This is a genomic window from Micromonospora sp. CA-269861 (assembly GCF_050948505.1).
Classification (GTDB): Bacteria; Actinomycetota; Actinomycetes; order Mycobacteriales; family Micromonosporaceae; genus Micromonospora.
The window spans coordinates 3732672-3758852 of record NZ_CP192014.1 but is presented as its reverse complement, the minus strand read 5'-3'; the positions used below and the strand labels follow the sequence as shown (position 1 = coordinate 3758852).

Here is a 26181-nt window from a genome sequence, read left to right as displayed (position 1 = left end):
GTCCGCATCCGACCCGACACCGCCGGTAGCCCGTCGTGCGGGCCGGGATGGTGGAGTCCCGGGTCGCCCCGTCGACGGTGATCCGGCGGTCGTGTGACTCCCAGCTCGTTCCCCTGGCCCTGCTGCCCGGGGTGGCTCCCGTGGAGCCGACGGCGAGCCGGGGCACGCCGACCCACCGGGAGAGCCCCGTGTTCCTCAGCCCGCACGAACAGGACCGCCTGCTCGTCCACGTCGCGGCCGATGTCGCCCGCGCCCGCCGCGAACGCGGCCTGCGCCTCAACTACCCCGAAGCCGTCGCGGTGATCACCGCGTTCCTCCTCGAAGGGGCCCGCGACGGACGGTCGGTGGTCGACCTGATGTCGGCCGGCCGGGCGGTACTCGGCCGCGACGACGTCCAGGACGGCATCCCCGAGCTGCTGAGGGAGGTGCAGGTGGAGGCAACGTTCCCGGACGGCACCAAGCTGGTGACGGTGCACCACCCGATCCCGTGATCCCCGGGGAGATCCTGCCGGCTGCCGACCCGGTCGAGATCAACGCCGGTCGTCCGGTGACCACACTGCTCGTGGTCAACACCGCCGACCGCCCGGTGCAGGTCGGCTCGCACTACCACTTCGCCGAGGCCAACCCGGCGCTGTCGTTCGACCGGGGCGCCGCCTGGGGGCAGCGGCTCGCCGTACCGGCGGGCACCTCGGTCCGGTTCGAGCCGGGCATCAGCCGCAGCGTCGACCTCGTGCCGCTCGGCGGCGCACGCGTCGTGCCGGGTCTGCGCGGAGAGTGCGCCGGACCGTTGGACCCGTCGCCGCACCCGCTCACGGCCGACGGGTCGCCGCGGTGAGCGCGGTGCGGCGGGACCGCTACATCGACCTGTACGGCCCGACGACAGGTGACCGGATCCGGCTGGCCGACACCAACCTGCTGATCGAGGTGGAGACCGACCACTGCGTGGGCGGAGACGAGGCGGTCTTCGGTGGCGGCAAGGTGATCCGCGAGTCGATGGGACAGGCCCGGGCCACCCGCGCCGAGGGGGCACTGGACACCGTCATCACCGGCGCGGTGGTGCTCGACCACTGGGGCGTGGTCAAGGCCGACGTGGGGCTACGCGACGGACGCATCGTGGCGCTCGGCCGGGCCGGCAACCCGGACACCATGCCCGGTGTCCACCCCGACCTGGTCATCGGCCCGTCGACCGAGGTGATCGCCGGCAACGGCCGGATCCTCACCGCCGGCGCGGTCGACACCCACGTGCACTTCATCTGCCCGCAGATCGTCACCGAGGCACTGGCCAGCGGCATCACCACGATGGTCGGCGGCGGCACCGGGCCGGCCGAGGGAACCCGCGCGACGACTGTCACCCCGAACGCCTGGCACCTGGCCCGGATGCACGAGGCGCTGGACACGATGCCGGTCAACGTGCTGCTGCTCGGCAAGGGCAACACCGTCTCCAGCGAGGCGCTGTGGGAACAGTTGCGGGCCGGCGCGGGTGGTTTCAAGCTGCACGAGGACTGGGGCACCACGCCGGCGGCGATCGACGCCTGCCTGCGGGTGGCTGACGCGTCCGGGGTCCAGGTGTCGATCCACACCGACACGCTCAACGAGGCCGGGTTCGTCGCCGACACCCTGCGGGCGATCGGTGGGCGGGCGATCCACTCGTACCACACCGAGGGGGCCGGCGGCGGGCACGCACCGGACATCATCACCGTGGCCAGCGAACCCAACGTGCTGCCGTCGTCGACCAACCCGACCCGGCCGTACACCGCCAACACCCTCGCCGAGCATCTGGACATGCTGATGGTCTGCCACCACCTCAACCCGTCCGTGCCGGAGGACCTGGCCTTCGCCGAGAGCCGGATCAGACCATCCACCATGGCCGCCGAGGACCTGCTGCACGACCTCGGCGCGATCTCGATCATCGGGTCCGACGCGCAGGCGATGGGCCGGGTCGGCGAGGTGATCATGCGGACCTGGCAGAGCGCCCACGTGATGAAGGACCGGGTCGGCGCGCTGCCCGGCGACGGGGCCGCCGACAACCACCGGGCCCGACGGTACGTGGCGAAATACACCATCTGCGCGGCGATGGCCAACGGGCTGGAACGGGAGATCGGCTCGGTCGAGCCCGGGAAACTCGCCGACCTGGTGCTCTGGGACCCGGCGTTCTTCGGCGTCCGACCGCACCTGGTGCTCAAGGGCGGCATGATCGCGTACGCCCAGATGGGTGACGCCAACGCCTCGATCCCGACCCCGCAGCCGATGCTGCCGCGGCCGATGTTCGGGGCGTACGGCGCGGCGGCGGCGGCCACCAGCCTGGCCTTCGTGGCCCCGGCGGCCCTGGACGCCGGGCTCCGCCTGGACGTGCGACGCCGGGTGGTGCCGGTGAGCGACGTCCGGTCGCGGGGCAAGGCTGACCTGCCGGAGAACAACGCGATGCCGCACATCGAGGTGGACCCGGACACCTTCACCGTGCGGATCGACGGGCAGGTGGTGGAACCGGACCCGGTGACCCGGCTGCCGATGGCCCAGCGGTACTTCCTGTTCTGATGGCGACGCCGAGCCTGCTGCTGCTGTTGGCCGACGGGCGCTTCCCGGCCGGGGCGCACGCGCACTCCGGTGGCCTGGAGGCGGCCGTCGCCGCCGGTCGGGTCACCGACCTGACCTCGTTGGAGGCGTTCCTGGCCGGACGGTTGGCCACCGCCGGTCTGGTCGGCGCGGCGTTCGCGGCGGCCGCACACCGGGCGGCGTTGGCCGAGACCGCCGTACGGTCCGGATCGCTGGCTCGGCTCGACGCGGAGTTGGACGCGCGTACCGCAGCTCCGGCGTTGCGGGCGGTCTCGCGCCGACAGGGCCGGGCGCTGCTGCGTGCCGGCCGGGCCATCTGGCCGGACGCTCCCTTCACCGACCTGCCCGCGACGCCCGGTGGGGCACACCAACCGCTGGTGCTCGGGCTGCTCTGCGCCGCAGCCGGGCTGTCCCGCGTCGAGACCGCCACCATCGCCGCGTACGGGACGGTGACCGGGGCGGCCAGCGCCGGCGTACGCCTGCTCGGCCTCGACCCGTACCGGGTGCAGACCCTGCTGGTCGGCCTGGCCGACGCCTGCGACGGCACCGCCGCCGACGCGGCGCGGGCCGCCGACGACCCACCGGAGCGGCTGCCGGCCGCCGCCGCTCCACTCGCCGACATCCATGCCGAAATCCATGCCACCTGGGAGGTGCGTCTCTTTGCGTCCTGACACCGTTGTGCCGAACGCTGTGCCCGCCGTCGAACCGACCACGCCGCCACCGGCCACCCCACCCCACGACGAGACCGTTCCGCACACCCATCCGGAGCCGGGGGTGGACCCTCACCCGCCGTTGGCGCGCGCCGGCCGTGCCCTGCGCGTCGGCATCGGCGGCCCGGTCGGCTCCGGCAAGACAGCCCTGGTCGCCGCGCTCTGCCGCGCCTTCGCCGACGAGCTGCGGCTCGGCGTGGTGACCAACGACATCTACACGACCGAGGACGCCGACTTCCTCCGGCGGGCCGGCGTACTGGACCCGGCCCGGATCCGCGCGGTGGAGACCGGCTGCTGCCCGCACACAGCGATCCGGGACGACATCGGCGCCAATCTGGACGCCGTCGACGAGCTCGCCGAGGCGGTCGGCCCGTTGGACCTGGTCCTCGTGGAGAGCGGTGGGGACAACCTGACCGCGACCTTCAGCCGAGGACTGGTCGACCGGCAGATCTTCGTGGTCGACGTGGCGGGCGGGGACAAGGTGCCCCGCAAGGGCGGGCCCGGGGTCACCGCCGCCGACCTTCTCGTCATCAACAAGACCGACCTGGCACCGATGGTGGGTGCCGACCTCGCCGTCATGGACCGTGATGCGCGGGCCCGGCGCGGCGACCTCCCGACCCTCTTCCTGTCCATCGTGGGGGACCCCACGGCAACGTCGGTCGCGGCCTGGATCCGACACGAGCTGGCCCACCACGCCGCCCTGCACCCGCTCGCCGCGCCGGTCGGCCCAGCCTGATGCGAGCACGCGCCCGGCTGGTCGCCCGCGCCGACGGTCGGGGCGGCACGGCAGTGGTAGAGCTGCACGGTGAAACGCCGTTGCTGCTGCGCCAGACCCCGACCGACGGTGGTGTCGCCACGGTGCACCTCGTCGGCGGGGCCGCCGGACCGCTGGCCGGGGACGATCTGCGCCTGGAGATCGAGGTGGGTCCGGGCGCGGCGGTCCGGGTGCACAGCGTCGCCGCGTCGATCGCCCTGCCCGGTCGCGTGGGTGCCGTGTCCCGGATGGCGGTGCGGGCAGTCGTGCACGCCGGTGCCACGCTGCACTGGCTTCCGGAACAGCTGGTCGCGGCGGCCGGCTGCGCGCACCTCGCCGAGTCCCGGATCGAACTGGCCACCGGTGCGAGCCTGCTGTGGCGCGACGAGCTGATCTGCGGCCGGTACGGCGAGGCGCCCGGCGGGGCCGTCGTGCACACCCAGGTCGACTACGCGGGTCGACCACTGCTGCGCCAGTCCCTTGCGGTGGGCCCGGGCGCGCCGGGCTGGGCCGGCCCGGCGGTGCTCGGCGGCGCCCCGGCCACCGGATCGCTGCTGGTGGTCGACCCGTCGCAACCCGCCGAACCTCCGACGGCCGAGGGCAGCGTCGCCCGGCTGCCGTTGGCCGGCGGCCCGGCAACACTGTGGACCGCCACCGCTCCCGACGCGCACACCCTGCGCGCCCACCTCACGGCCTAGGTGTTCTGTTCGTGGACGATGCGCACGCGCGGCACCGACGGGGGGACCGGGCGTCACTCTTTGTAGATCCGACGGTGCCACCATGGCAGCGGCCCGCCACTCCAGCTCCTCCTGGGGCTGGAGTCGGCAAGGGTACGGCGTCGGAACTCTCTGTCGAGGCTGCGCAGGAGGCGGCGCATCTCGCCGCGTGCTTCCGACGGCAGGAGACGGGTCACAGCCTCCAACGCGTCCCGCACGAGCGCCAGATCCGTGTATTGGCAGCCGGGGCAGGCGGGACAGGACGAGGCCTGTAGGCGGAGCCTCCGTCCGGGCCGGCGGAGAAATGCTCGATATTCCGACAGGAAGGCCGCAGTGCGTCCGGGTCGGACGTGTTCATCGAAGGGGTCGGGGTCGTAGCACTCCCCGCCGTGTGCGGACGGACCGAAACGGCCGCCGTATTCGACTACCCGGACGGCGGCGGTTGTCGCAAGAGAAAGTCGGTCGACAGGGCCAACGCCCTCGTAGGTCCACCTGCGGACGTCGCGTCCGGCGGCTTGCGATGTGGCGCGGATCGCGCCGGGCCGTTTACGCGGCATGACCCTTTCGGTTGGTCGTCATGGTGCGATGCTCGCACCGTGGCGACGACCGCGCAACGCGTTCACCTCGGCGGGCGCTGTGGGGCCCGGCAGGGTGAGGTGTCGGGGAGGCTCAGCGATGAGGGGCACCGACGGCACCGGCATCGACGCGAACGTCGCGGCGGGCGGGGTCGAGGCGACTGACCAGGTCGTCGAGCTGGCTCACCAGGTCGCTGGCCGGTGGATCGCCCAGCTCCGCGATGCCCAGCTCGGCGATGCTGGCCCGGACCCGCTCGTCCAGGCGGGCGTGCTCGCGGCGGCCCCGAGCGGTCAGGTACGCCCGGATTCGCCGGCGGTCGATCGGATCGATCCGACGGAAGACGAGGTTGCGGTCGACGAGCTGGTCGACCAGCTTGGTGAGGGTGCCCGGCGGCAGCGACGCCTCGGCGGACACCTCGCTCATCGGGTGACCCTGCCCGTCGGCGAGCAGGCAGAGCACCCGCCACGCCTCGATGCTCAGCGCGTCGTCGGCCAGAACGGCGCCCAGCCGGCGGGAGAGCAGCCGTTCGGCGCGGGTGAGTGAGCGCAGCAGGTCGGCTGGCGCCCCGGGCACGTCTGACATGAAACTCCCTGGTCCGGTGGCCCTGTCATGGTAGCGAGTCGTCCCGGTCAGTGGTGAGCGCTGGTCTTCGGTCGTGAGCCGGGCAATCATGTGCTCATGTCCGCGCCGGCACCGCCGTGGCTGACCGTCGACCGTGCCGTGGTCAGCATCGCGCTGGTCTACCCGATGCGCGGGCCGGCCGGCATGTTCGGGCCCACCTGTGAGCTCTGCGCGCAGCTCGCGGTTGAGGAGATCAATCGGTGCGGCGGCGTGCTGGGCCGGGAGGTGCGGCTGGTGCCGGTCGACGGTGGCGCACCGCCGGCCGAGGTTGCCGCCGAGGTCGAGGCGTTGGTGTCGGTGGGGGCCGTGCAGGGGGTGACGGGGTGGCACATCTCGTCGGTGCGCCAGGCGTTGGCGCCCCGCGTCGCGCACCGGGTGCCGTATGTCTACACCGCACTCTACGAGGGCGGCGAGCGCACCGAAGGGGTCTTCCTGACCAGCGAGACGCCGGATGCCCAACTGTGGCCCGCGATGCGGCTGCTCGCCGGGGAGCAGGGGGTCCGCCGCTGGTTCGTGGTGGGCAACGACTACGTGTGGCCGCGCCGTACGTCGCGGGCGGCCCAGCGGTACGCGCTGCGCGGCGGCGGGCAGGTGGTGGGCCGGCACTTCCTGCCGTTGGACGCGCACGACTTCACCGAGGTGCTGCGCCGCATCGAGCACAGTGACGCGGACGCGGTGTTGATGCTGCTGGTCGGTGCTGACGCGGTGCGGTTCAACCGGGCGTTCGCCCGATCCGGCCTGGATCAGCGCTGTCTGCGGCTGAGCACCCTGATGGACGAGAACATGCTGCTGGCCAGCGGTGCCGGCGCGACCCGGCGGCTGTACAGCACGGCGGGCTTCTTCGCCGGGCTGGTGACCCAGGAGAATCTCGACTTCCACGGCGAGTTCGCGCGGCGCTTCGGGGTGGAGGCGCCGCCACTGGGCAGCCTGGGGGAGTCCTGCTACGAGGGCGTCATGCTGCTCGCCGCGCTGATCGGCCAGGCCCGCACTCTCGACGTGCGGGCCATCGAGACGGCCGCCGACACCGTCGCCTACCACGGGCCACGTGGTCGGTTGCGGCTGCGTCAGCGGCACGTGCGTCAGCGCATCTACCTGGCCGAGGCCGACGGGCTGGACTTCACAGTGCTCGCCCAGCTCTGAGGCGGGCACCGGCACCCGGCTGACCGGACCCTTGACAGCGCCACCCGATCCCGTCCTAAAATGCTTCCTGCGTGAAGTATCTGGCCGCGGGGTCAGATGTCACCATTGCGTGCCCACCGTCGGCGGATTCGTCCGTCGACCATTGTGGTGGCACTTATCTTGCGTCTTTCCGAACGGCCGGCACCGTTTCCTCCCAACGGTGTCGGCCGATTTTTCGTGCGCGCCCGGCGGGCCCTTCGGAAACAGTCAATTAAGGACCGGGAAACAACCGCGCAATCATGTCGGTCGACGCTTTCCCTGCCCATATCCGATCCGGTGCCCCGCGCGGCGTCCACCCGTCGACCTCGGCATCGCCCACGTCAGCTCCATCGGACCGCACCGACCGTCCTTTCGCCACTTGAGTGCACCGCAGGGAGAGTAGATGTCATTATTCCGGGGCCGCCGCATCCTGGCGGGTGCCATGACCCTGGTCGCCGCGGCCGCGATGACCGCGTGCGGCAGCAAGACCACCGACGAGGGCGGCGCGACAGGCGTCACCGCCGACGTCTCCGGCGACACCGTCAAGGTCGGCCTGCTCAACTCGCTCTCCGGGACCATGGCGATCAGCGAGGTCACCGTCCGCGACTCCATCATGCTCGCCGTCGAGGAGATCAACGCGGCAGGTGGTGTCCTCGGTAAGAAGATCCAGCCGGTCGGAGAGGACGGCGCCTCGGACTGGCCGACCTTCGCCGAGAAGGCCGAGAAGCTCATCTCCGAGGACCGGGTCGCCGCCGTCTTCGGCTGTTGGACGTCGGCCAGCCGCAAGGCGGTCAAGCCGGTGTTCGAGAAGAACAAGGCGTTGCTGTTCTACCCGGTGCAGTACGAGGGTCTGGAGCAGTCGCCCTACATCTTCTACACCGGAGCGACGACCAACCAGCAGATCGTTCCCGGGCTCGACTACCTCAAGTCGCAGGGCGCGAAGTCGGTCTATCTGGTCGGCAGCGACTACGTCTTTCCCCGTACGGCCAACAAAATCATCAAGGCGTACGCGACCGCGAACGGGATGACCGTACTCGGCGAGGATTACGCGCCGCTCGGCTCCACCGAGTTCGGCACCATCGTCAACAAGGTCAAATCGTCCGGGGCGGACGCCGTGTTCAACACGCTCAACGGTGACAGCAACGTGGCCTTCTTCAAGGAATACAAGTCGGCGGGCCTGACCGCCGCCGCGATGCCGGTGGTGTCGGTGTCGATCGCCGAGGAAGAGGTCAAGGGCATCGGCACCCAGTACCTGGAGGGCCAACTGACGGCCTGGAACTACTACCAGACCACCCCGGGCGCGGCGAACTCGAAGTTCGTGGCCGCGTACAAGGCCAAGTACGGCGCGGACAAGCCGACAAGCGATCCGATGGAGGCCGCGTACGTCGGCGTCCACCTGTGGAAGGCGATGGTCGAGAAGGCCGGCGCCTTCGACGTGGAGAAGGTCCGCTCCGCCTCGGACGGGATCACCTTCGACGCGCCGGAGGGCCTGGTCACGGTCGACGGCAAGACCCAGCACATCGCCAAGACCGCCCGGATCGGCAAGATCGGCGCGGACGGTCTGATCACCGAGGTGTGGAACTCCGGCAAGCCTGTCGCGCCGGACCCGTACCTCAAGACCTACCCGTGGGCGAGCGGCCTGAGCTGACGACGCCGGCCCGGGCGGGCTGCGCGACGACGCGCCCGCCCGGGCCACCCGACCAGCAGTTCGGAGTACCCACCGTGACAGTCCTCTTCGGTCAACTCTTCACCGGCATCAGCATCGGCGCGGTGCTGCTGCTCATCGCGCTCGGCCTGGCGCTGACCTTCGGCCAGATGAACGTGATCAACATGGCGCACGGTGAGTTCATCATGGCCGGCGCGTACACCACCTACGTTCTGCAACAGAGCATCACCGGCGCCGGCCTGTCGCTGGTGGTCGCGCTGCCGGTGGCGTTCGTGGTCGCCGGCACCATGGGTGTCCTGCTGGAGGTGCTGCTCATCCGCCGGCTCTACGCCCGGCCACTGGACACCCTGCTGGTCACCTGGGGTGTGTCACTGATGCTGCAACAACTGGCCCGGGACATCTTCGGCAGCCCGAACGTGCAGACCCGCGCGCCCGAGCTGCTCACCGGCAACGTGGCGCTGCCCGGCGGGCTGACCATCGCCAACAACCGGCTGTTCATCCTGACCCTGGCGCTGGCGGCCGTCGCGGCGCTGACCCTGGCGTTGCGACTCACCCCGCTCGGGCGTCGTATCCGGGCGGTGGTGCAGAACCGTGACCTCGCCGCGGTGTCCGGCATCGCCACCGCGCGGGTCGACCGGACGACCTTCTTCCTCGGCTCCGGCCTGGCCGGGCTCGCCGGGGTGGCCCTCACCCTGCTCGGCCCGATCGGCCCGACCATGGGCACCAACCTGATCATCGACGCCTTCCTGGTCGTCGTGGTCGGCGGGATCGGCCAGCTCAAGGGCAGCGTGATCGTCGCCTTCGCCCTCGGTGTGCTCCAGGCCACCGGGGAGTACCTGACCACCCTCAGCGTCGCCAAGGTGATCGTGTTCGTGGCGATCGTCGCGTTCCTCCAGTGGCGGCCACAGGGCCTGTTCACCCTGCGGACCAGGAGCCTCGCATGACCGCCGTCACCCCCGCGCCGCCCGACACCGCCGTCCGCCCGGCGCCCGCCGCCGCCGTGCCGCCCGGCCGGCCCGCCGGCCGCTCGCGGCTGCGGACGGCGGCCGGCTTCACCTTCGGCGCGGCGCTGTTGTTCGCCGTCGCGCCGCTGGTGCTGTCGGACTTCCGGCTGGCCCTTCTCGCCAAGTACCTCTGCGTCGCCATGGTCGCGGTCGGCATCGGGATCGCCTGGGGCCGGGGCGGGATGCTCACGCTCGGCCAGGGCGTCTTCTTCGGCCTCGGCGGCTACGCGATGGCCATGCACCTCAAGCTCGCCGACGCGGGCCCGGGTGGGATGCCCGACTTCATGCAGCTGTACGGGCAACTCGACGAGTTGCCCCTGTGGTGGCGGCCGTTCGCCAGCCCGTGGTTCGCGCTGCCCGCCACGGTGCTGCTGCCGATGGCTGTCGCCTTCGGACTCGGCTCACTTGTCTTCCGCCGCCGGGTCCGCGGCGCGTACTTCGCCATCCTCAGTCAGGCACTCGCCGCCGCGATGGTGATCCTGCTGATCGGCCAGCAGGGCACCACCGGCGGCACCAACGGGCTCACCGACATCAAGGGCTTCTTCGGCTACGACCTGGACGACCCGGTCAACCAGCGGATGGTGTACTTCATCATCGCCGGGACGCTGCTGGCGTTGCTCGCACTGACCCGTCAGCTCATCCACAGCCGCTACGGCGAGCTGCTGGTGGCGGTCCGCGACGGTGAGGAACGGGTCCGCTTCCTGGGCTACGACCCGGCGACGGTCAAGCTGGTGGCGTACGTGGTCGCGGCGGGCATGGCCGGGCTGGCCGGTGCGCTGTTCGTGCCGGCGGTGGGCATCATCTCGCCCGCGCTGATCGGCATCGTCCCGTCGATCGAGTTCGTCATCGGCGTCGCGGTGGGCGGCCGGGCGACCCTGCTCGGGCCGGTGCTCGGCGCGGTGGCGGTGGCCTGGGCGCGTACCGCCCTCTCCGAGCGCTTCCCGGGCACCTGGACGTACCTGCAGGGGTTGCTCTTCGTGGTCGTGGTGGCGTTCCTTCCCGGCGGCCTGGCGTCGCTGTGGGCGCTGGCCCGCCGCCGTGAGGTCGGCGCTCAGCCGCGGCGGCGCGGGTGGTTGTCGCTGGGCCGACGACGCGTCGAGCGGACGGAGGTGCCGGCGGCATGAGCGAACGCACCGAGCGCAGCGAGGGCCGTGAGCGCATGCCCGGCCAGCACGGCATGAGCGGCGAACGGTTGGACGGGTTGTCCGTCCGTGACGTGCGGGTCAGCTTCGACGGTTTCACCGCCGTGGACGGCGTCTCGCTGGAGGTGCCCGCCGGCGACATCAGGTTCCTGATCGGGCCGAACGGCGCCGGCAAGACCACTCTGGTCGACGCGATCACCGGCCTGGTCCGGGCCACCGGCTCGGTCCGGTTCGGTGACGAGGAACTGCTCGGCCGGCCGGTGCACCGGATCAGCCGGCTCGGCATCGGGCGGACCTTCCAGACCTCGACGGTCTTCGAGGAGCTGTCGGTGCTGCAGAACCTCGACATCGCGGCGGGCGCCAGGCGTAGCTGGGCGACACTGGCCCGCCGACGCCGGGGTGTCCCCGACGAGGTCGCCGCCGCGCTGGAGACCATCGGTCTGGCCGAGCGTGCCGCGCACCTCGCCGGGACGCTCGCGCACGGCCAGAAGCAGTGGCTGGAGATCGGCATGCTGCTGGTGCAGGACGCGCGGTTGCTGCTGCTGGACGAGCCGGTCGCCGGGATGAGTCACGAGGAGCGCGACGCGACCGGCTTGCTGTTGGAGACGGTGAGCCGGGACCGCACGGTGGTGGTGATCGAGCACGACATGGACTTCCTGCGTCGGTTCGCGCGCAGCGTCACAGTGCTGCACGCCGGCCGGGTGCTCAGCGAGGGCACGGTGGCGCAGGTCCAGGCGGACCCGCGCGTGCAGGAGGTCTACCTTGGCCACCCGGTCGACGCCGGGTCGGCCCGTACCGGCCTGGAGGCATGATGCTGACGCTGCGCGGGGTGCACGCCGGATACGGGCGCTCTCGGGTGCTGCACGGGGTCGATCTGGCGGTCCCGCCCGACGGGGTGGCCGCCGTGCTCGGGCACAACGGCGCCGGCAAGAGCACCCTGCTGCGGGTCGCGGCCGGGCTGCTGCGCCCGAGCGCCGGCACCGTCGAGTTGGACGGCGAGGACGTCACCCGCGCCGGGCCGCACGAGCGGGTGGCGCGGGGGATGGCGTACGTCCCGCAGGGTCAGCAGTGCTTCCCGCACCTGACCGCCGCGGAGAACCTGCGGTTGGTCGCCGACGGCCGGCGCGACGGGGCGGTGGCCACGGCGGAGGTGCTGGATCTGTTTCCGGCGCTGCGCCCGCTGCTGCGGCGTCGGGCCGGGCTGCTCTCCGGCGGTCAGCGCCAGCAGTTGGCAGTGGCCCGTGCCCTGATCACCCGGCCACGGCTGCTGATGCTCGACGAGCCGACCGAGGGCATCCAACCGTCGGTGGTCGCGGAGATCCAGGAGCGGATCGTCGAGCTGACCCGGCAGTCGGGGTTCAGTGTGCTGCTCGTCGAGCAGCACCTGGGGTTCGCGCTGCGCGTGGCGGACCGCTACCACGTCCTGGAGTCCGGCCGGGTCACCTCGCACGGCGACGGGGGTGTCACGGCGGAACGGGAGGTCCGGGCGGCCCTGGCGGTCTGAGCCGGCGAGGCGGTCGAGCGGTCAGGGCCTCGGTACGGGGCCTGTCGAGTCGCGGACGACCAGCACGTGCCCGGTGGGGCGGCGGCGGGGGCGCGCCGTGCGCGGCTTGAGCGCGAGGGTGAGTGCGGTGCGGCCCATCTCGGTCATCGGCAGACGGATGGTGGTGAGGCTGGGCGCGAGGTCGGCCGCCACGGAGACGTCGTCGAAGCCGACGACGGACATTCGCGCGGGCACCGGCACGCGGCGCGACCGCAGCGTCGACAGCACGCCCATGGCCATCGCGTCGTTGAGCGCGATGATCGCCGTCGTCTCGGGATGCGCGTTGAGGATCTGCTCGGCGGCGGCCCGCCCCCCGTCGCGGGTGAAGTCGCTGTGCACCACGGCGAGGTCGGCGGGGGACCGCCCGCGCTGCCGCAGGGCCGACGTCACTCCGGCCAGCCGGTCGGCGACGGTGGTGAGGCCGGCGCTGCCCGCGGCGACAGCGATCCGTCGGTGGCCGAGGTCCATCAGGTGCTGGGCGAGCGCGAAGCCGCCGGCCTCGTTGTCCGGCAGGACGGCGTCGACGCCGAGCGCGTGCCGTCCGATGGCTGCGGCCCGTCCGCCGTGGTCCTGGAACGCGGCCAGCTCGGCGCGGGCCGCGCTCTCCATCCGGGGGTCGTCGTAGCCGGAGCCGCTGATCAGGACGATGCCGACCCGTTGGGCGATCAGGTGGCGCAGCTGTTGCAGCTCGTAGTCGGGGTCGCGGCCGGACTGGCAGATCTGCACGAGCAGCCCCTGCTCGGCGGCGAGCTGGATGACCCCGGCGGCGATCTCGGAGAAGTACGGGTCGTCGACCTGATGGACGATCAACCCCACCGTTGAGGTCGCCCCGCTGGCCAGGGTACGGGCGTACGGGTTGGCCACGTAGCCCAGCTCACGGGCGATCTGCCGGATCCGGTCGGCGACCTCCGCGCTGACCCCCTCGCGGCCGGCCAGGGCTCGGGAGGCGGTCGCCAGCGAGACGGCGGCGTGTGCGGCGACGTCCACGAGGCGCGGCCGCCGGCTGGCCCTGGGCATCCGCAACCCTCCGGAAACATCCATGTCACCCGATCTATTGCGGGCGACATTGATCGAAGCCTAGGGTACGTAAGCGCTTACGTAAGCGCTTACGTGACCCGGCATCCGGCATGCCGCGAAACGAGGTGACAGCCATGTCCAGGGCCCGACGAGCGGCCGTCTCCCTCCTGGCGATCGGCGCACTGACCGCCGCCGCCACGCCACCGGCGCAGGCGGACCGCAGCCCCACGCACGACGTCCACCCGGCGCTGCGCGCCCACCTGGTCGCCGCGTACGACTTCGACCACCCGGTGCCCGGCGACCCCGCCCTGGAACGCGACCAGGGGCGTTCCGGCACCGAGATCGAGCTGATCAACGGCGGTGCCGCCATGCGGGTGCCGGACCGCGCCTACCGGGGCAGCCGCAACGCGGTGCAGACCCGGCAGGTCGCCCCCGCCGTCGCCGGCAACGACGACTGGAAGGCCGGCGCCTGGTCGGCCAGCGGGGTACGGACGCTGCGCGCCTTCAGCGCCACCGCCGGCACCACTGTCATGGGCTGGTTCAAGCTGAACATGGCCAGCCCGCTGCCCAACTCCACCACCGCCGACCCGGACGACAGGTACAACGCGATAGGGCTGGCCGGGGTGCTGACCGGCGACTCCGACGGCCACGGCGTGCGCGCCCTGCTGGAGCTGATCGACGTCGACGGGCAGTTGCGTCTCGTCGCGCTCGGCCGGCGGCTCGACGGCGGCAACTCGCAGACCTTCGCCGCCAACCAGGACTGGCGCGAGCTGTTGCCGGTGGGGGAGTGGGTGCACCTGGCCGCCACCTTCGACTTCGACACCGGCGCGCTCGCCCTCTACCGCAACGGCGACCCGGTGGACGGTTTCTACACCCGCACCGACGATCCGTGGCTCGTGTCCGGGCCCGGCCCGCACGTGACCACCGCGTCCGACCCTCGGGGCATCAAGATCGGCGGCAGCTTCCCGCAGGACACGCTGGAGCGCAACCCGTGCGACTGCCGCATGGACGGCCTGATGTTCCTCGACAGTGTGGTCTCCGCGAACGACGTGCGGAGGCAGTACCGCCACCTTGCCCGCTGACCACCCTCGGCACCGTCCCACCGAGAAGGAGACACGCGTGCGCACCCTGCACCGCCGCGCCGGCGGAGTCCGCCGGCCCACAGTGAGGGCCGGCCTCACCGCCCTCGTGCTGATCCTGTCCACACTGATCGCCACGCCCGCCCGGGCCGCCGACGCGGTCGCCGACCCGATTCCGGAGATGCCGGTCCAGTCCCGACTCGGGCTGGTCCTCAGTGAGTACGCCAGCTTCCCGCAGTCGTACCCCACGCCGGCGCCGACTGATCCTCGGCTCATGCGTACCGCGCGGATCAACACCATCATGGAGCTGCCCGACGGCTCCGGCCGGCGGGCGGTGCCCGACCTCAACGGCAACCTTTACCTGGTCGAAGGTGGTGTGCCGCACGTCTACCTGGACGTGGCGGCGACGTTCGCGCCGCGGTTCTTCTCCGGTCGTGGGCTCGGCCAGGGCTTCGGGTACGTCGCGTTCCACCCGGAGTTCGGGGTGAACGGCAGGTTCTACACCATCCACACCGAGTTGGCGTCGACGACGACCGCCATTCCGGACTACGCCCAGCCCAACACCCTCTTTCACGGTGTCATCACCGAGTGGACGGCCACCGATCCGGCTGCCGCCACCTTCGCCGGCACGCACCGGGAGGTGCTGCGCATCGGCTTCGGTGGCCAGGTGCACGGCATCCAGGAGATCAACTTCAACCCCACCGCCAAGCGCCACGACCGCGACTACGGCCTGCTGTACCTCGCCGTCGGCGACGGCGGCCAGGGCGCGCGCAACACCGACCCGCAGAACCTGGCCCTGCCCCACGGCAAGCTGCTGCGGATCGACCCGCGTGGCACCAACTCCGCGAACGGGCGCTACGGCATCCCACCCGGGAACCCGTTCGTCGGCCGGGCCGGCGCGCTCGGCGAGCTCTACGCCGTGGGTTTCCGGGACCCGCACCGGTTCAGCTGGGACCGGGCGACCGGCCGGATGTACCTCGGGCACATCGGCGAACACGCCGTCGAGGCGATCTACGAGGTCCGCGCCGGGGACAACTTCGGCTGGAGCGAGCGCGAGGGCTCGTTCGTCTTCGACAAGACGGCCACGAACCCCTGCGACCGGCTGCTCCCGCTGCCCGCCGACGACGCCAGCTACGGCTACACCTACCCGGTCGCCGCGTACGACCACGACCCCGCCGCCGGCTGGAACTGCACCGACGACGTCGGTGTCGCGGTGGCCGGCGGCTTCGTCTACCGCGGCCGGGCGCTGCCCGCGCTGCGCGGCAAGTACGTCTTCGGCGACCTGGTCGACGGCCGGGTGCTCTACACCGAGGCCAACGAGATGCGTCGGGGTCGTGATCTGGCCACGATCCACCAGCTCGCCCTCTTCGACACGGCGGGCACCCCGGTCCGGATGCGCGACCTGTCCGCCCCGGGCGCGCCCGGTGACCCCAATCGGGTCGACCTGCGCTTCGGCACCGATGCCGCCGGCGAGCTCTACGTCGTCGCGAAGGCCAACGGAAAGGTCTGGAAGGTGACCGGCACCAGGGAGTTCGCCGGCGGCGACGTCGGGGACGCCACAGTGCGCCGCACCGCCGGCGCCTCGAACTGGGCGCCGGTGACGCCGGCGAAGTGGCAGTTCACCCGCGACCAGGTCATCCTGGCCGAGGCCGGGGAGAGCCGGCCGGGTCCGCGCCGGCCCTTCGAGTACGCCGTGCTGACCGCCGGCCCGGCGTGGTCGTCGGTGCAGGTCGACGCTCAGGTACGACTCGACACACCGGTCGAGGTCACCAACCGGGACGTGATCATCGTCTTCGGCTGGCGCTCGGACACCGAGTTCTACTACGCCCACCTCTCCACCGACAACACGATCTATCCGCACAACGGCATCTTCAAGGTGAACAACGCCGACCGGGAGCGCATCGACCACCAGTGGAACGGCCGGTCCCGGGGCGCCAACCCGGCGATCACCGACGCGAGGTGGCACCGCGTGCGGGTGGTGCACCTGCCGACCACCGGCGAGATCGCCGTCTACGTCGACGGGCACCGGGACCCGCTGCTGACCGCGAAGGACAACACGTTCGGCTCGGGTCGGGTCGGCTTCGGCTCGTTCGACAACGTGGGCCGATTGCGCAACCTGACCGTCACCGGCACACCCGCCTGAACCGGGTCGCGGTGGGGACGGTGGCGTTGCGCCGCCGTCCCCACCGAGCATCCGTCGACCTGGCCCGGGGGACCCGGTCCGCTTCGTAGAATTCCTGCCATGCCGGAGATCGTCGAGTTGCTGGCCTCGCCCGTGCACCGCTTCCTGGGCCGGCCCGCCGACGGCCCGGCACCGGCCCCACCCGGCGAGATGGTCGACGTCGTCCAGATCCGAGCAGGCCTCGGCATCGTCGGCGACAGGTACTTCGGCCAGCAGGCACACCGCGACGCCAGCGTCACCGTCATCGCCCAGGAGTCGCTGCCGGCCGGCATCGGCCTGGCCGAGGTGCGGCGCAACATCCTCACCACCGGGATCGCCGTGGACGAGTTGATCGGCAGAGTGCTGGTGCTGGACTCCGGCGACGGCCCGGTCAGCCTCCGGGTCAACCGGGCGGCCCGGCCGTGCGCCTGGATGGACGTCACCGTCGGCCCTGGGGCGTGGAAGGCACTGCGCACCACCGGCGGCATCCGCTGCACGCCCCTCACCGACGGCACCCTGCGCATCGGCCCGATCGACGCCGTCGTGAACTGAGGAAAGGCCGCCTTTTGGTACGGGCTCCCGTCCACCGACTCGGACGCCCGGCTGGCGGATTTCGCGAGGTGACGCCCCGGCGGGCTGATGCGTGGTAGAACCAAACCGCGCATCGGCTCGCGGGTCTCCGGGGGCCTTGCCGGACGGGACCTCATCCGAACAGAGGTGGTGCAGTGAACCTCGAGCTGCGGCAGCTCATCGAGGAACTGCGGGCTGACCTGGCCGATCTGCCAGAGAGCCTGGCGTTCGCCGAGTTCGGCGAGGGCGCGGCCATCGACGCCGTACCGGCGGGGATCCCGGCCGACCTGCGGGACCTCCTGCTGGTGGCTGACGGGCTGCGGGCGGGTCGGGTCGAGCTGGCGTCCGCGTCGACCCTCGCCGGGATCCAGTACCACCTGGACTACACGCCGGACTTCTCGTCCATCCCGCAGGACCGGGCGGGCTGGCTGGTGGTCGGCACCCGCAGCGACGAGCCGATCTTCATGGATCGGGGCACCGGAGCGATCTGGTACTTCCCGCCGAACGGCACCGAGTGGTTCATGTCCGACGCGTTCGAGGAGCTCGCCCCCGACGTGGAATCCTTCGTGGACTACTACCTGCTCGGGCCGGGCTACGCCGACCTGACCCCCGCCGACGACAGGTGGTTCGCGTTCCTCGACGAGCAGGGCCTGCTCGACGAGGACGACGAGGACGGGAGCTGAGTCAGACCACGCTGATGTGCGCGGCCAGGACCCGCCAGCCGTGCGGGTCGTCGTGGACCCAGGTCCGGGTGTAGCGCATCCGCGCCGAGAACGGCGCCCCCTCGGAGACGCCGGACAACCGGCCCAGGAAGAACGTCACCCCCGTCGTACCGACGACGAGCAGATCCAGCTCCTCCTCGACCAACTCCTCAACGACCAGGCGGCGCTCCCGGTGGGCGGCCAGGTCATCCTGCTTGGTCTGCGTACGCCCGTCCGGGCCGATGGCGATCAGCTGATCGACCAGCAGCTGATCGAGGGCCGCGACGTCGCCGGCCCGTTGGGCGGCCTGCAGGGTGCGCTCGGCGTCGAGCAGCTCAGCCTCGCGTGCGCTGTCCGGCATCGTGCCGTCCTCCCGTTCGGGTCCGGCCCGGTGTCTCCGTCGATCCGGGCTGTCCGCATTGTGGCAGCCCCCGTGGGCCAGGCGGGCGGGGATCGCCGCCGACATTCACAGGGTCAGGCGAATCCGTACGACCGTCTCCCCGGGGCTGGTGAGCACGGCGACCTCGTCACAGATCTGCTCCACGATCGCCAGCCCGCGACCCCGTACCGAATCGGCGGCCGGCATGCTCCGGCCGAGCGCCCGCGTCGGCCCGTGGTCGACCACGTCGCAGAACAGCTGACCCGGCTCGGCCCAGAGCCGGACCCAGCCGCCGCCGGTGGTGTGCTGCAGGGTGTTGGTGGCCAGCTCGCTGACCGCCAGTGTCAACAGCTCCACCCGCTCGGCCGACAGACCGCGGGCCAGCGCACCGGCGCTGACGAACGCGCGCAGCGCTCGTACGTCGGTCGCGACCTGATACCCCATGGTGTCCGCGGCGTGGGTGGGGACACTCTGCTCGGCCACGGCCTCCCGTCGCTCGCCCGGCATCAGCCCGCCCGATGCGGCTGCCCGACCAGCGGCACCGCGATCCGCGCGGGTGTCGTGGGCGTGCGAGCATCGAAGTGCGGCATCGGGCAGCCGGAACCCTTCTGAGGCGACAGCAGTTGTCGCCACATCATGTCACCCACTGACCCCTTGGCCGTCTCGTCCGTTCGGTGCTTGATCACCTGCGGGCCGGCCCGCCCAGCCCCGCCGGTTCGGCAGGGGGACCCGACCGGCCTCGCCGGGCCGGCAGGGGAGTCAGGGCGTCGCGTCGAAGGCGATCGACTCGCTCAACTCCCGCCACCGCGCGTCGGACGCGGCGAGGGCCTCGGCGGCCGCTTCGGCGGCCGCCACGGCGTCGGCGCCGAGCAGCAACCGCAGCGGCGGGTCGTCGACCCGGGTGATCCGGATGATCGCCTGGGCGGCGCGGACCGGATCGCCCGGCTGCGCGCCGTTGGCCTGACGCAGCCGCTGCACGGCCGGGTCGATGACCGGCCGGTACGGTTCGCTGATCGGCAGCGCGCTCATCGACGAGCCGGCCCAGTCGGTGCGCAGCCCGCCCGGCTCGACGGTGGTGATCCGGATGCCGAACGCCGCGACCTCCCGGGCGAGCACCCCGGAGAAGCCGCTGACCGCCCACTTGGCGGACTGGTACGCGCCCAGACCGGTGCTCGCGACCCGGCTGCCGACACTGGAGATCTGCACGATGTGCCCGCGCCCCTGCTCGCGCATCACCGGCAGGGCGGCCCGGGACAGGTTGACCACTCCGAAGAAGTTGGCCTCGATCTGCGCCCGGAAGTCGTCGTCCGACATGTCCTCGATCGCGGCGACGTCGGCGTACCCGGCGTTGTTGACCAGGATGTCCAGCCGGCCGAACGTGTCCACGGCGGTGCGCACGGCGGCGCGGGCGGCGGCGGGGTCGTTGACGTCGAGGGCCACCGCGCGGACCCGGTCACCGTGCCGGTCGACCAGGTCGTCGAGGTGAGCCGGATTGCGGGCGGTCGCCACCAGGTGGTCGCCGTCGGCCAGGACGGCCTCGGCGAGGGCGCGGCCGAGACCACGCGAACAGCCGGTGATGAGCCAGGCTCGCGCCACGGCGATCCCTTCGTGTCGGTGGGCCAGCTCGCCGTCAGGGACGGATGTCCAGGGCGCCGATCAGCCCGTCGCGCAGCGTGAACCGGTACCGCAGCTCGATCGGGCTGCCGGGGAAGTCGCCGGACACCCGGGTGAGGGCCAGGTACGAGTCGCCCGCCTGCGGTGTGACCCGCACGGGCTCGGCGGTGTACGAGTAGGCGTCCATCGTCTTCTGTCGCCAGGCGCGGATCGAGGCCCGCCCGTCGTACAGCCGCTCCTCGTCGGCGACGCTCGCGGTGTCCGCGAAGCAGGCGACGAAGGCGTCCAGGTCACGGTCGTTGACGGCCCGGAAGTACCTGTCGATCACGTCGGGCAGGTCGAGGGCCATCTGCTCCTCCTGCGGCACGGGCCGCCGGAGGGCAGCCGTCGGGTTCCCGGTCCGACCTCACCGTACGAGAAGCGGGAGGCACCGCGCGGAGCAACGAGCAGAACCATCCCGCTCCGGCTGCCGGGTTTGCTGCCGGTGGGCCCGGGTAGCCACGCGTTTCCGAAGGCGAAGGGCGGGGGCATGGCCGAGCTGGCGTTCGTCGACAAGGTTGCGGCACGGGCGGGCCTCCCGCCGGAGCAGGCGCGCACGCTCACCGAGGCGGTCCTGCGGACCCTCACCGAGCGGCTCAGCGGCGGGGAGGCGGGCGCGTTGGCCCCCCACCTGGCCGACGAGCTGAGCCCGCTGCTGGTCAAGGCCGCCGAGCCGCCGGAAACGTTCGGCTACGACGAGTTCCTGCGCCGGGTGGCCGACCGCGCCGGGATCGACCGTCCGGCCGCCGAGCGGGGCACCCGCGCGGTGCTCCAGACGATGCACCGGGTGGTCGGGCACCGGGAGTTCGAGGACGCCCTGGCCCAGCTCCCGGCGGATCTGCGGGCGCTGGCGCAGCCGCTGCCGCACGGTCCCTGACCGACGCGGCCCACCGCCGGACGCCCGCACCTCGATGACCGTTCGGTCCCTGGTGCAGCACTGCGCCACCGGGTCTACTGTGCGTTACCGATCGAACGCGCAGTGGTGGTGTCCCGCCGTGCCCGCCCGCCGGGTCGTCGCCGCTCCGATCCGAGGAGCGTCCCCCTTGGCGTCCATGGTGTCCCCGCGTCCCCTGCTGACCGCGGCGACGACAGTCGTCGCGCTGATCACCCTTGCCCCCGCGCCCGCCGCCGCGTCCCCGCACACCTACCAGGTCGTCGACCTCGGCACCCTGGGTGGAGGCGACGGCGCCGCGACGGCGATGAACGACCGAGGCGACATCGTCGGGTGGAGCACCGTCACCAGCGGCGCCCGGCATGCGGTGCGCTGGCGTCACGGCGTCATCACCGACCTCGGCGTGCTGCCGGGCGACACCGATTCGACAGCCGTGGACGTCAACGAGTTCGGCGACGTGGCGATCACCTCCTTCGGCGCGGACTACCTGACCCGCGCGGTGCTCTGGCGCGACGGCCACCTCCGCGACCTGGGCACCCTGGGTGGGGAGAACAGCGTGGCGATCGGCGTCAACGACCGGCGGCAGGTGCTCGGCACCAGCGAACCGGCCGGCGAGATGCCGCACCGCTTCCTGTGGCGCAACGGCGTCTTCACCGACCTGGGCCGGGAGTACTTCTACGAGTTCACCAGCGACGTCAACAACGCGGGCGACGTGGTGGGCGGGTTCAACGTGCCGCCGCAGGACTACCCGTGCACCTGCGTCGGTGGCCGGTTGCGCGACGGTGTGTTCACCCAGATCGGCAGCGAGGCCGTCGGCGTCAACAACCGGGGCCAGGTGGTGGGCGCGGCGAACGGGCGGGCGTTCCGCTGGCAGAACGGGACGCTTACCGACCTGGGCACCCTCGGTGGCGACTGGAGCCGCGCCATCGCGATCAACGATCGCGGCGTGGTGGTGGGCCTCAGCACCACCACCGCCCAGTGGCACCCGTTCCTCTGGCGCAACGGCGTGATGACAGACCTGACCACCCGGGGCGTGCTGGAGACCGACACGATCGAGGACATCAACATCCGGGGTCAGCTCGTCGGCGCCCGGGGGAACCGGCCGGTGCTGTTCCGCTGAGCGGTGGTATTTCGCGCAACGGACGGGTCGGGGCGTGGCCTGACCCGCCGGTCAGACCACGCCCCTTCGTCAGAGGTCAGCCGGTTACCCCGCTACTGACCACCCACTTCTGGTGCGCGCCGCCCGCGTACGTGCCGAGCTGGATCTGGGTGCCGTTGGCGGTGCTACCGCCGGCGGCCTCCAGGATCTTGCCGGACTGCGGATTGCGGATCGACCCGTCCGATTGCGGCTGCCAGACCTGCGCGCCGCTGCCGTTGCAGGTCCAGAGCTGGACCTTCGTGCCGTTGGCGGTGCCACCGTTGTCCACGTCCAGGCACTTGCCGAGCACCCGGTACGTGTCGCCGACCCGCGTCCAGGACTGCGCCGCGGTGCCGTTGCAGGTGTAGAGCTGGATCTTCGTGCCGTCGGCGGTGCCGGAGTTGTCGACGTCCAGGCACTTGCCGCCGGTGCCGGTGATGGTGCCGCCGACCGGCGGCGGGGGGCTGCCCGGGATCGAGTTCAGCGTGTACCACGCCTCGGTGCTCCACAGTGACTGGCCGCTGGTGGAGGTGAACGGGCGCGGCGAGCGCAGGTGGACCACCCGGCCGGCCTTGCGACCGGGCACCGTGAGCGTGACCTTCTTCCCGTCGGCCGAGAGGGTGGCCGAGGTGACGGTCAGCGTCTCCTCGTCGACCTTTGGCCCGCCGTAGGCCGACGTCGCCACGTACCGCCACTGCTTGATCTTGTAGCGCGCGGCCAGCTCGGCAGCGGTCGTTGCCGAGACGGGCTGGGTGTACTCCACCTCGAAGCCGGTCGTGGTGGCGCGCATCGCGAGCATCTCGAACGTGGTGGCGGTGTTCGGGGTGAGCTTCTGCAGGCCGTACGACAGCTTGCCGGTCTGGCCCCAGTTGCCGCCCGCGCCGAGCCCGCCGACGTAGATCGCGCCGTCCGGGCCGACGTTGACCTCGGAGACGCCCGCCTCCAGGCCCTGGGTGAGCCGGAACAGGGCGCCCTGGTACTCGCCGTTGACCTTCTCCACATTCGCCCGCTGCAGGCCGCCGTACGTCACGTCGCCGATGACGAACTGGCCGGCGTAACGGCCGCTGGTCAGGTACATCGGCGTGCTGGGCGAGTTGGCGATCTCGTTCTGCGGCATCCAGAGGACCGGCGGGGTGACCGCGGCGGTGTCGAACGGGCCGGCGGGGTTCATGTAGTGGTTGAAGAACCGGCCCTGCTTGACGTGCACCAGCTTCGACGAGGGCAGCCAGCCGCCCTGGTTGTCGGTGACGAAGATGCCGCCCTCCGGGCCCCAGCCGATGCCGTGCGGCGTACGCAGGCCACCGGCGACGTAGCTGACCGCGCCGGTGTCCTTGTTGACTTTGAGGGTGGTGCCCCGGTTGGTGGCGGGCTGCGGGTTGGTGGTGGCGCCGCCGGAGTTGATCGACACCGACAGGTTCAGATAGAAGAACCCGTCCTGGTAGAGCAGGCCGAACGCGAACTCGTGGAAGTTGCCGCCGTACGGCCAGGTGGCGACGGTCTCCAGCCGCTCGGCCACCTCGTCACCGCCGGTGTTCACCAGCCGGGTCAGCCGCTGCTTCTCCGTCACGTAGACCACCCCGTCGACGACCTTGAGCCCCATCGGTTCCTTGAGGCCGCCGGCGATCTTCTTGGTGGTCACGTTGCCCGGGCTCGTCGATCCGCCGGTGTTGCCGAGGATCCAGACCTCGCCGTCCTGGGAGGTGCCGGACTGGTCGCTGCCGCCCCAGGTGCTGATGACCAGCCGGCCGTCGGCCAGCCAGTCCATGCCGGTGACCTTCGGCTGGAAGCCGCTGGGCCGCAGGTTGGTCAGTGTGTAGCCGGGGTGCACACCGGTCAGCGGAAGTCCGTCGCCGGGGGAGTCGGAGACCCCCTCGCACTCCTTGCGCCCGGGCGCGGTCACCCGGACCACTCCCGCGTCGGTGCTCAGCGCCGAGTTCGGTACGACCGCGAAGGTCGACGAACCGGGGGTCTTCCACTCCAGGGTGATCTGCTGCCCGCCCCCGCGCTCGAAGTGGTCGATGCGCAGCGCGTGCATGCCGGCGGTGAGGGTGACAGTGCCCTCCTTGGGCGGGGTCGCGCCGTGCAGACCGTCGTGGTTGATCACCACGGAGTTGTCGATCGTCAGCTTGGATCCGTCGTCACTGCTGAGCCGGAAGGTGTAGCTGCCGGCCTGGGTGGTCGTGATGTTGCCGAGCACCTGCGAGACGAAGTTGTCCTCGAAGCCGAAGTCGGCTGCCGAGGTCCAGTTGATTGTGGACATCAGCTTGTCCACGTTCGGAGTCTGGGCGGGCTTGAGTGTGCACAGCTCGGACAGCGGCACCTGCACGTCGAAGACGCGCAGCGTGACGCCCGGTTCCTGCGCGGGGGCGGCGGTGGCGGGGACGGCCCAGAGGCCGGCGGCGAGGACGAGTGCCAGCGCACCCAGGACGGGATGGTGGAGTCGGCGTAGCAGGCGTGTGCCCATCGTTCCTCCAGGAGGCAGTGGAGTGTCCGACGGCCCGCGTGGATCAGCGGTAGGGGTGACCGTCGGCCCGGCTCCGTAACGTCCTCGACGCCGACGAGTGACATTGCGGAAACACCGGGTTGATGGGTCGAGACATTAAGGCGTTTCGATTGGACTGTCCATGGCTTCGCCTCGATACATCAAAAGTTTCCAATGTCCGTACGAAAGTTCGAGACGGTGCGCGAAGAATGCCCGGATAACAAGTCCGGCTACCGCCCTCCACGCCGCGTCGGACCGCCGGTCTTCCGAGTCGGCTTGGCGGCCTTGCGGGCCGGGGTTCCACCCTTGCCGGCGGGCCGGCGGCTCGCAGTGCCGACGCCCCGCGCCGCAGGCCGGCGGCGGGCCGCCACCAGCACGATCGCCGAGACCACGACGACGATCAGGGCCGGCACCAACCAGGCCGGGAACCCGCCGCCGCGCTGCTCCTGCGTGGCGTCGGCCGGGTCGTCCGCCACGGCGCCGGTAGGGGCGTCCGGACTGCCGGTGGCCCCGGGGCTGGTCGAACCCTCGCCCTTGCCCTCGGCCTGGGCGACGAGCGCCGGATCCGGTCCCGCCGTGGGGGCCGACCAGCCGGCCGGTGCCGCCGTCCCCGGCCCCTGGTAGTCGAAGGTCACCTCGCCCCGCACCGCCTCACCGTCGGAGGCGACGGAGAGGTAGCTGGCGGTGTAGCGGCCCTTCGCCGGCCAGTGCGCGACGGTCACCATGGCCGGGAAGCCGGTGTGGTAGAGCCGTGGCTCGAAGACGCCGTTGACCATGAAGTACTCGGTGACCGGCTTGTCCAGTCGCTTCGGCTCGCCGTAGGACCAACCATTGTCCACTCGCGACCCGTCCGGCCCGCTGATGGTGAAGTGCGCGTTGGAGGCCGGCTTCTCGGTGAAGTACAACGCCAACTGCGGCAGCGGCTCGCGTACGACGGTGCCCTTCAGCGGAGTGGAGGTCGCCAACTGGCCGTGCGCGGACGCCGGGGCGACCGGCAGCAGCAGAGTCACCACCAGGGTCGCCGCCAGCGCCGCCACGGCACGACTCAGGACCTTACGCACAGTGACCAGCTTCGATCGCATCCGTTCATCATGGTCATTTCCCCGGCACCGAACAAGACGTAGAGTTCTCCTCCCCGACGATCAACCCGACACCCGCCCCCCTCGCGTCGTTCGGAGTCCGCCCGTGTTCGTCCGTACCCCCGCCGCCCGCACCTCCGCCACCCTCGCCGCTGCTGCCCTCGCCGCCCTGCTCCTCGCCGGTTGCGGGCAGGACGACGACCCCTCGGTGGCCACCCCCTCGACGACGCCGACGTCCGCCGCGCCGTCGAGCGGCACCCCCGCCGCGCCCACGTCGACGGCCACCAGCACGCCCAGCGCCTCCGCCAGCACCCCCGCGGTGGACCAACAGATCACCGTGACGATCGCGAAGAAGCGGGTCGATCCGCCGACCGGACGGATCACCGTGAGTAAGGGCCAGCTGGTCCGGATCACTGTCACCTCCGACGTGGCCGACGAGTTGCACGTGCACGGCTACGACCTCGGCGCTCGGCTGCCGGCCGGCACGCCCGGCTCGGTGGAGTTCCGGGCCGACAAGACCGGGCTCTTCGAGGTGGAGACACACGAGTCCGAGCTGGTGCTCTTCCAGCTCGTCGTCCGCTGAGCGG

The 26181-nt window shown here is 71.7% G+C and carries 27 protein-coding genes; 19 read left to right on the top strand and 8 right to left on the bottom strand.

Going from position 1 to position 26181, the window contains the following annotated elements; genetic code table 11:
* The first annotated feature begins 188 nt into the window (after nt 1-188).
* Genes ACQP0U_RS17440 through ACQP0U_RS17415 form a run of 6 tightly spaced genes read left to right on the top strand, consistent with a single transcriptional unit; the run spans nt 189 to nt 4715 of the window.
* Complete coding sequence (locus tag ACQP0U_RS17440; RefSeq protein WP_030335444.1) at nt 189-491, top strand: urease subunit gamma; 303 nt, start codon at nt 189-191, stop codon at nt 489-491.
* Nucleotides 488-835: an urease subunit beta gene (locus ACQP0U_RS17435; RefSeq protein ID WP_433308290.1), complete on the top strand. Its 348-nt coding sequence runs from the start codon at nt 488-490 to the stop codon at nt 833-835. Before ACQP0U_RS17440 ends, ACQP0U_RS17435 begins: the two co-directional genes overlap by 4 nt.
* Nucleotides 832-2535 (top strand): urease subunit alpha, encoded by a 1704-nt coding sequence (locus ACQP0U_RS17430; RefSeq protein WP_433308288.1) that lies wholly within the window; start codon nt 832-834, stop codon nt 2533-2535. Before ACQP0U_RS17435 ends, ACQP0U_RS17430 begins: the two co-directional genes overlap by 4 nt.
* Complete coding sequence (locus tag ACQP0U_RS17425) at nt 2535-3224, top strand: urease accessory protein UreF (protein ID WP_433308286.1); 690 nt, start codon at nt 2535-2537, stop codon at nt 3222-3224. The genes ACQP0U_RS17430 and ACQP0U_RS17425 overlap by 1 nt, the downstream gene beginning before the upstream one ends.
* Nucleotides 3214-3999 carry an urease accessory protein UreG gene (gene ureG, locus ACQP0U_RS17420; RefSeq protein WP_433308284.1) on the top strand — a complete coding sequence of 262 codons (786 nt, stop codon included), beginning with the start codon at nt 3214-3216 and terminating at the stop codon, nt 3997-3999. The genes ACQP0U_RS17425 and ureG overlap by 11 nt, the downstream gene beginning before the upstream one ends.
* Nucleotides 3999-4715: an urease accessory protein UreD gene (locus tag ACQP0U_RS17415; protein WP_433308282.1), complete on the top strand. Its 717-nt coding sequence runs from the start codon at nt 3999-4001 to the stop codon at nt 4713-4715. The genes ureG and ACQP0U_RS17415 overlap by 1 nt, the downstream gene beginning before the upstream one ends.
* Before the next feature lie 687 nt (nt 4716-5402).
* On the opposite strand, the gene ACQP0U_RS17410 is transcribed toward ACQP0U_RS17415, so the two are convergent.
* Nucleotides 5403-5891 (bottom strand): MarR family winged helix-turn-helix transcriptional regulator, encoded by a 489-nt coding sequence (locus ACQP0U_RS17410; protein WP_433308280.1) that lies wholly within the window; start codon nt 5889-5891, stop codon nt 5403-5405.
* A 96-nt stretch (nt 5892-5987) separates the two neighbouring features.
* Here ACQP0U_RS17410 and ACQP0U_RS17405 point away from each other — a divergent pair, with 96 nt between their 5' ends.
* The 6 genes from ACQP0U_RS17405 to urtE all read left to right on the top strand — a co-directional run bounded on the left by ACQP0U_RS17405 (nt 5988) and on the right by urtE (nt 12404).
* Nucleotides 5988-7070: a substrate-binding domain-containing protein gene (locus ACQP0U_RS17405; protein WP_196926391.1), complete on the top strand. Its 1083-nt coding sequence runs from the start codon at nt 5988-5990 to the stop codon at nt 7068-7070.
* A gap of 421 nt (nt 7071-7491) precedes the next feature.
* Nucleotides 7492-8736: an urea ABC transporter substrate-binding protein gene (urtA, locus tag ACQP0U_RS17400; RefSeq protein WP_366341026.1), complete on the top strand. Its 1245-nt coding sequence runs from the start codon at nt 7492-7494 to the stop codon at nt 8734-8736.
* A complete protein-coding gene (urtB, locus tag ACQP0U_RS17395; RefSeq protein WP_433308278.1) occupies nt 8715-9698 on the top strand; it encodes an urea ABC transporter permease subunit UrtB in 984 nt (327 codons plus the stop codon). Before urtA ends, urtB begins: the two co-directional genes overlap by 22 nt.
* The gene (gene urtC / locus ACQP0U_RS17390) at nt 9695-10882 is read left to right on the top strand and encodes an urea ABC transporter permease subunit UrtC (RefSeq protein ID WP_433308276.1); all 1188 of its coding nucleotides are present in this window, start codon (nt 9695-9697) and stop codon (nt 10880-10882) included. Before urtB ends, urtC begins: the two co-directional genes overlap by 4 nt.
* Nucleotides 10879-11712 carry an urea ABC transporter ATP-binding protein UrtD gene (urtD, locus tag ACQP0U_RS17385; protein ID WP_433308274.1) on the top strand — a complete coding sequence of 278 codons (834 nt, stop codon included), beginning with the start codon at nt 10879-10881 and terminating at the stop codon, nt 11710-11712. The genes urtC and urtD overlap by 4 nt, the downstream gene beginning before the upstream one ends.
* A complete protein-coding gene (urtE, locus tag ACQP0U_RS17380; protein WP_355423989.1) occupies nt 11712-12404 on the top strand; it encodes an urea ABC transporter ATP-binding subunit UrtE in 693 nt (230 codons plus the stop codon). The genes urtD and urtE overlap by 1 nt, the downstream gene beginning before the upstream one ends.
* 21 nt (nt 12405-12425) lie before the next feature.
* Here the strand turns inward: urtE and ACQP0U_RS17375 are convergent, their stop codons facing one another.
* Nucleotides 12426-13460 carry a LacI family DNA-binding transcriptional regulator gene (locus ACQP0U_RS17375; RefSeq protein WP_433308272.1) on the bottom strand — a complete coding sequence of 345 codons (1035 nt, stop codon included), beginning with the start codon at nt 13458-13460 and terminating at the stop codon, nt 12426-12428.
* 134 nt (nt 13461-13594) lie between these two features.
* On the opposite strand from ACQP0U_RS17375, the gene ACQP0U_RS17370 reads away from it, so the two are divergent.
* The 4 genes from ACQP0U_RS17370 to ACQP0U_RS17355 all read left to right on the top strand — a co-directional run bounded on the left by ACQP0U_RS17370 (nt 13595) and on the right by ACQP0U_RS17355 (nt 17953).
* A complete protein-coding gene (locus ACQP0U_RS17370) occupies nt 13595-14542 on the top strand; it encodes a LamG-like jellyroll fold domain-containing protein (protein WP_433308270.1) in 948 nt (315 codons plus the stop codon).
* A gap of 37 nt (nt 14543-14579) precedes the next feature.
* On the top strand, nt 14580-16682 hold the full coding sequence (locus tag ACQP0U_RS17365) for a PQQ-dependent sugar dehydrogenase (RefSeq protein WP_433308269.1): 2103 nt from the start codon (nt 14580-14582) through the stop codon (nt 16680-16682).
* Between the two features lie 99 nt (nt 16683-16781).
* Nucleotides 16782-17252 carry a molybdenum cofactor biosysynthesis protein gene (locus ACQP0U_RS17360; RefSeq protein ID WP_433308267.1) on the top strand — a complete coding sequence of 157 codons (471 nt, stop codon included), beginning with the start codon at nt 16782-16784 and terminating at the stop codon, nt 17250-17252.
* A gap of 173 nt (nt 17253-17425) precedes the next feature.
* Nucleotides 17426-17953, top strand: a complete 528-nt coding sequence (locus ACQP0U_RS17355; protein ID WP_433308266.1) for an SUKH-4 family immunity protein — start codon at nt 17426-17428, stop codon at nt 17951-17953.
* 1 nt (nt 17954) lies between these two features.
* Here ACQP0U_RS17355 and ACQP0U_RS17350 read toward each other — a convergent pair whose 3' ends face one another.
* The 4 genes from ACQP0U_RS17350 to ACQP0U_RS17335 all read right to left on the bottom strand — a co-directional run bounded on the left by ACQP0U_RS17350 (nt 17955) and on the right by ACQP0U_RS17335 (nt 20313).
* On the bottom strand, nt 17955-18332 hold the full coding sequence (locus ACQP0U_RS17350; RefSeq protein WP_433308264.1) for a nuclear transport factor 2 family protein: 378 nt from the start codon (nt 18330-18332) through the stop codon (nt 17955-17957).
* Between the two features lie 105 nt (nt 18333-18437).
* The gene (locus ACQP0U_RS17345; protein ID WP_433308262.1) at nt 18438-18857 is read right to left on the bottom strand and encodes an ATP-binding protein; all 420 of its coding nucleotides are present in this window, start codon (nt 18855-18857) and stop codon (nt 18438-18440) included.
* A gap of 252 nt (nt 18858-19109) precedes the next feature.
* The gene (locus ACQP0U_RS17340; RefSeq protein WP_433308260.1) at nt 19110-19946 is read right to left on the bottom strand and encodes an oxidoreductase; all 837 of its coding nucleotides are present in this window, start codon (nt 19944-19946) and stop codon (nt 19110-19112) included.
* A 34-nt stretch (nt 19947-19980) separates the two neighbouring features.
* Nucleotides 19981-20313, bottom strand: coding sequence for a nuclear transport factor 2 family protein (locus ACQP0U_RS17335; RefSeq protein ID WP_433308258.1), 333 nt, complete (start codon nt 20311-20313; stop codon nt 19981-19983).
* 180 nt (nt 20314-20493) lie between these two features.
* Here ACQP0U_RS17335 and ACQP0U_RS17330 point away from each other — a divergent pair, with 180 nt between their 5' ends.
* Both ACQP0U_RS17330 and ACQP0U_RS17325 read left to right on the top strand, forming a co-directional pair.
* Nucleotides 20494-20880: a DUF2267 domain-containing protein gene (locus ACQP0U_RS17330; protein ID WP_433308256.1), complete on the top strand. Its 387-nt coding sequence runs from the start codon at nt 20494-20496 to the stop codon at nt 20878-20880.
* A 175-nt stretch (nt 20881-21055) separates the two neighbouring features.
* Entirely contained in the window at nt 21056-22015 is a 960-nt protein-coding gene (locus ACQP0U_RS17325) for a hypothetical protein (protein ID WP_433320924.1), read from the top strand.
* A 76-nt stretch (nt 22016-22091) separates the two neighbouring features.
* Here the strand turns inward: ACQP0U_RS17325 and ACQP0U_RS17320 are convergent, their stop codons facing one another.
* Complete coding sequence (locus tag ACQP0U_RS17320) at nt 22092-24497, bottom strand: RICIN domain-containing protein (RefSeq protein ID WP_433308254.1); 2406 nt, start codon at nt 24495-24497, stop codon at nt 22092-22094.
* A 248-nt stretch (nt 24498-24745) separates the two neighbouring features.
* Nucleotides 24746-25597, bottom strand: coding sequence for a copper resistance CopC family protein (locus ACQP0U_RS17315; protein WP_433308252.1), 852 nt, complete (start codon nt 25595-25597; stop codon nt 24746-24748).
* 103 nt (nt 25598-25700) lie between these two features.
* Here ACQP0U_RS17315 and ACQP0U_RS17310 point away from each other — a divergent pair, with 103 nt between their 5' ends.
* A complete protein-coding gene (locus ACQP0U_RS17310) occupies nt 25701-26177 on the top strand; it encodes a hypothetical protein (RefSeq protein WP_433308250.1) in 477 nt (158 codons plus the stop codon).
* Nucleotides 26178-26181 lie beyond the last annotated feature (4 nt).

Coding starts and splice junctions, on each gene's coding strand:
- ACQP0U_RS17425 (WP_433308286.1), top strand. CDS start 2,535: ATGGCGACGCCGAGCCTGCTGCTGCTGTTGGCCGACGGGCGCTTCCCG.
- ACQP0U_RS17415 (WP_433308282.1), top strand. CDS start 3,999: ATGCGAGCACGCGCCCGGCTGGTCGCCCGCGCCGACGGTCGGGGCGGC.
- ACQP0U_RS17410 (WP_433308280.1), bottom strand. CDS start 5,891: ATGTCAGACGTGCCCGGGGCGCCAGCCGACCTGCTGCGCTCACTCACC.
- ACQP0U_RS17405 (WP_196926391.1), top strand. CDS start 5,988: ATGTCCGCGCCGGCACCGCCGTGGCTGACCGTCGACCGTGCCGTGGTC.
- urtA (WP_366341026.1), top strand. CDS start 7,492: ATGTCATTATTCCGGGGCCGCCGCATCCTGGCGGGTGCCATGACCCTG.
- urtC (WP_433308276.1), top strand. CDS start 9,695: ATGACCGCCGTCACCCCCGCGCCGCCCGACACCGCCGTCCGCCCGGCG.
- urtD (WP_433308274.1), top strand. CDS start 10,879: ATGAGCGAACGCACCGAGCGCAGCGAGGGCCGTGAGCGCATGCCCGGC.
- urtE (WP_355423989.1), top strand. CDS start 11,712: ATGCTGACGCTGCGCGGGGTGCACGCCGGATACGGGCGCTCTCGGGTG.
- ACQP0U_RS17375 (WP_433308272.1), bottom strand. CDS start 13,460: ATGCCCAGGGCCAGCCGGCGGCCGCGCCTCGTGGACGTCGCCGCACAC.
- ACQP0U_RS17370 (WP_433308270.1), top strand. CDS start 13,595: ATGTCCAGGGCCCGACGAGCGGCCGTCTCCCTCCTGGCGATCGGCGCA.
- ACQP0U_RS17360 (WP_433308267.1), top strand. CDS start 16,782: ATGCCGGAGATCGTCGAGTTGCTGGCCTCGCCCGTGCACCGCTTCCTG.
- ACQP0U_RS17350 (WP_433308264.1), bottom strand. CDS start 18,332: ATGCCGGACAGCGCACGCGAGGCTGAGCTGCTCGACGCCGAGCGCACC.
- ACQP0U_RS17345 (WP_433308262.1), bottom strand. CDS start 18,857: ATGCCGGGCGAGCGACGGGAGGCCGTGGCCGAGCAGAGTGTCCCCACC.
- ACQP0U_RS17335 (WP_433308258.1), bottom strand. CDS start 20,313: ATGGCCCTCGACCTGCCCGACGTGATCGACAGGTACTTCCGGGCCGTC.
- ACQP0U_RS17330 (WP_433308256.1), top strand. CDS start 20,494: ATGGCCGAGCTGGCGTTCGTCGACAAGGTTGCGGCACGGGCGGGCCTC.
- ACQP0U_RS17325 (WP_433320924.1), top strand. CDS start 21,056: ATGGTGTCCCCGCGTCCCCTGCTGACCGCGGCGACGACAGTCGTCGCG.
- ACQP0U_RS17320 (WP_433308254.1), bottom strand. CDS start 24,497: ATGGGCACACGCCTGCTACGCCGACTCCACCATCCCGTCCTGGGTGCG.
- ACQP0U_RS17315 (WP_433308252.1), bottom strand. CDS start 25,597: ATGCGATCGAAGCTGGTCACTGTGCGTAAGGTCCTGAGTCGTGCCGTG.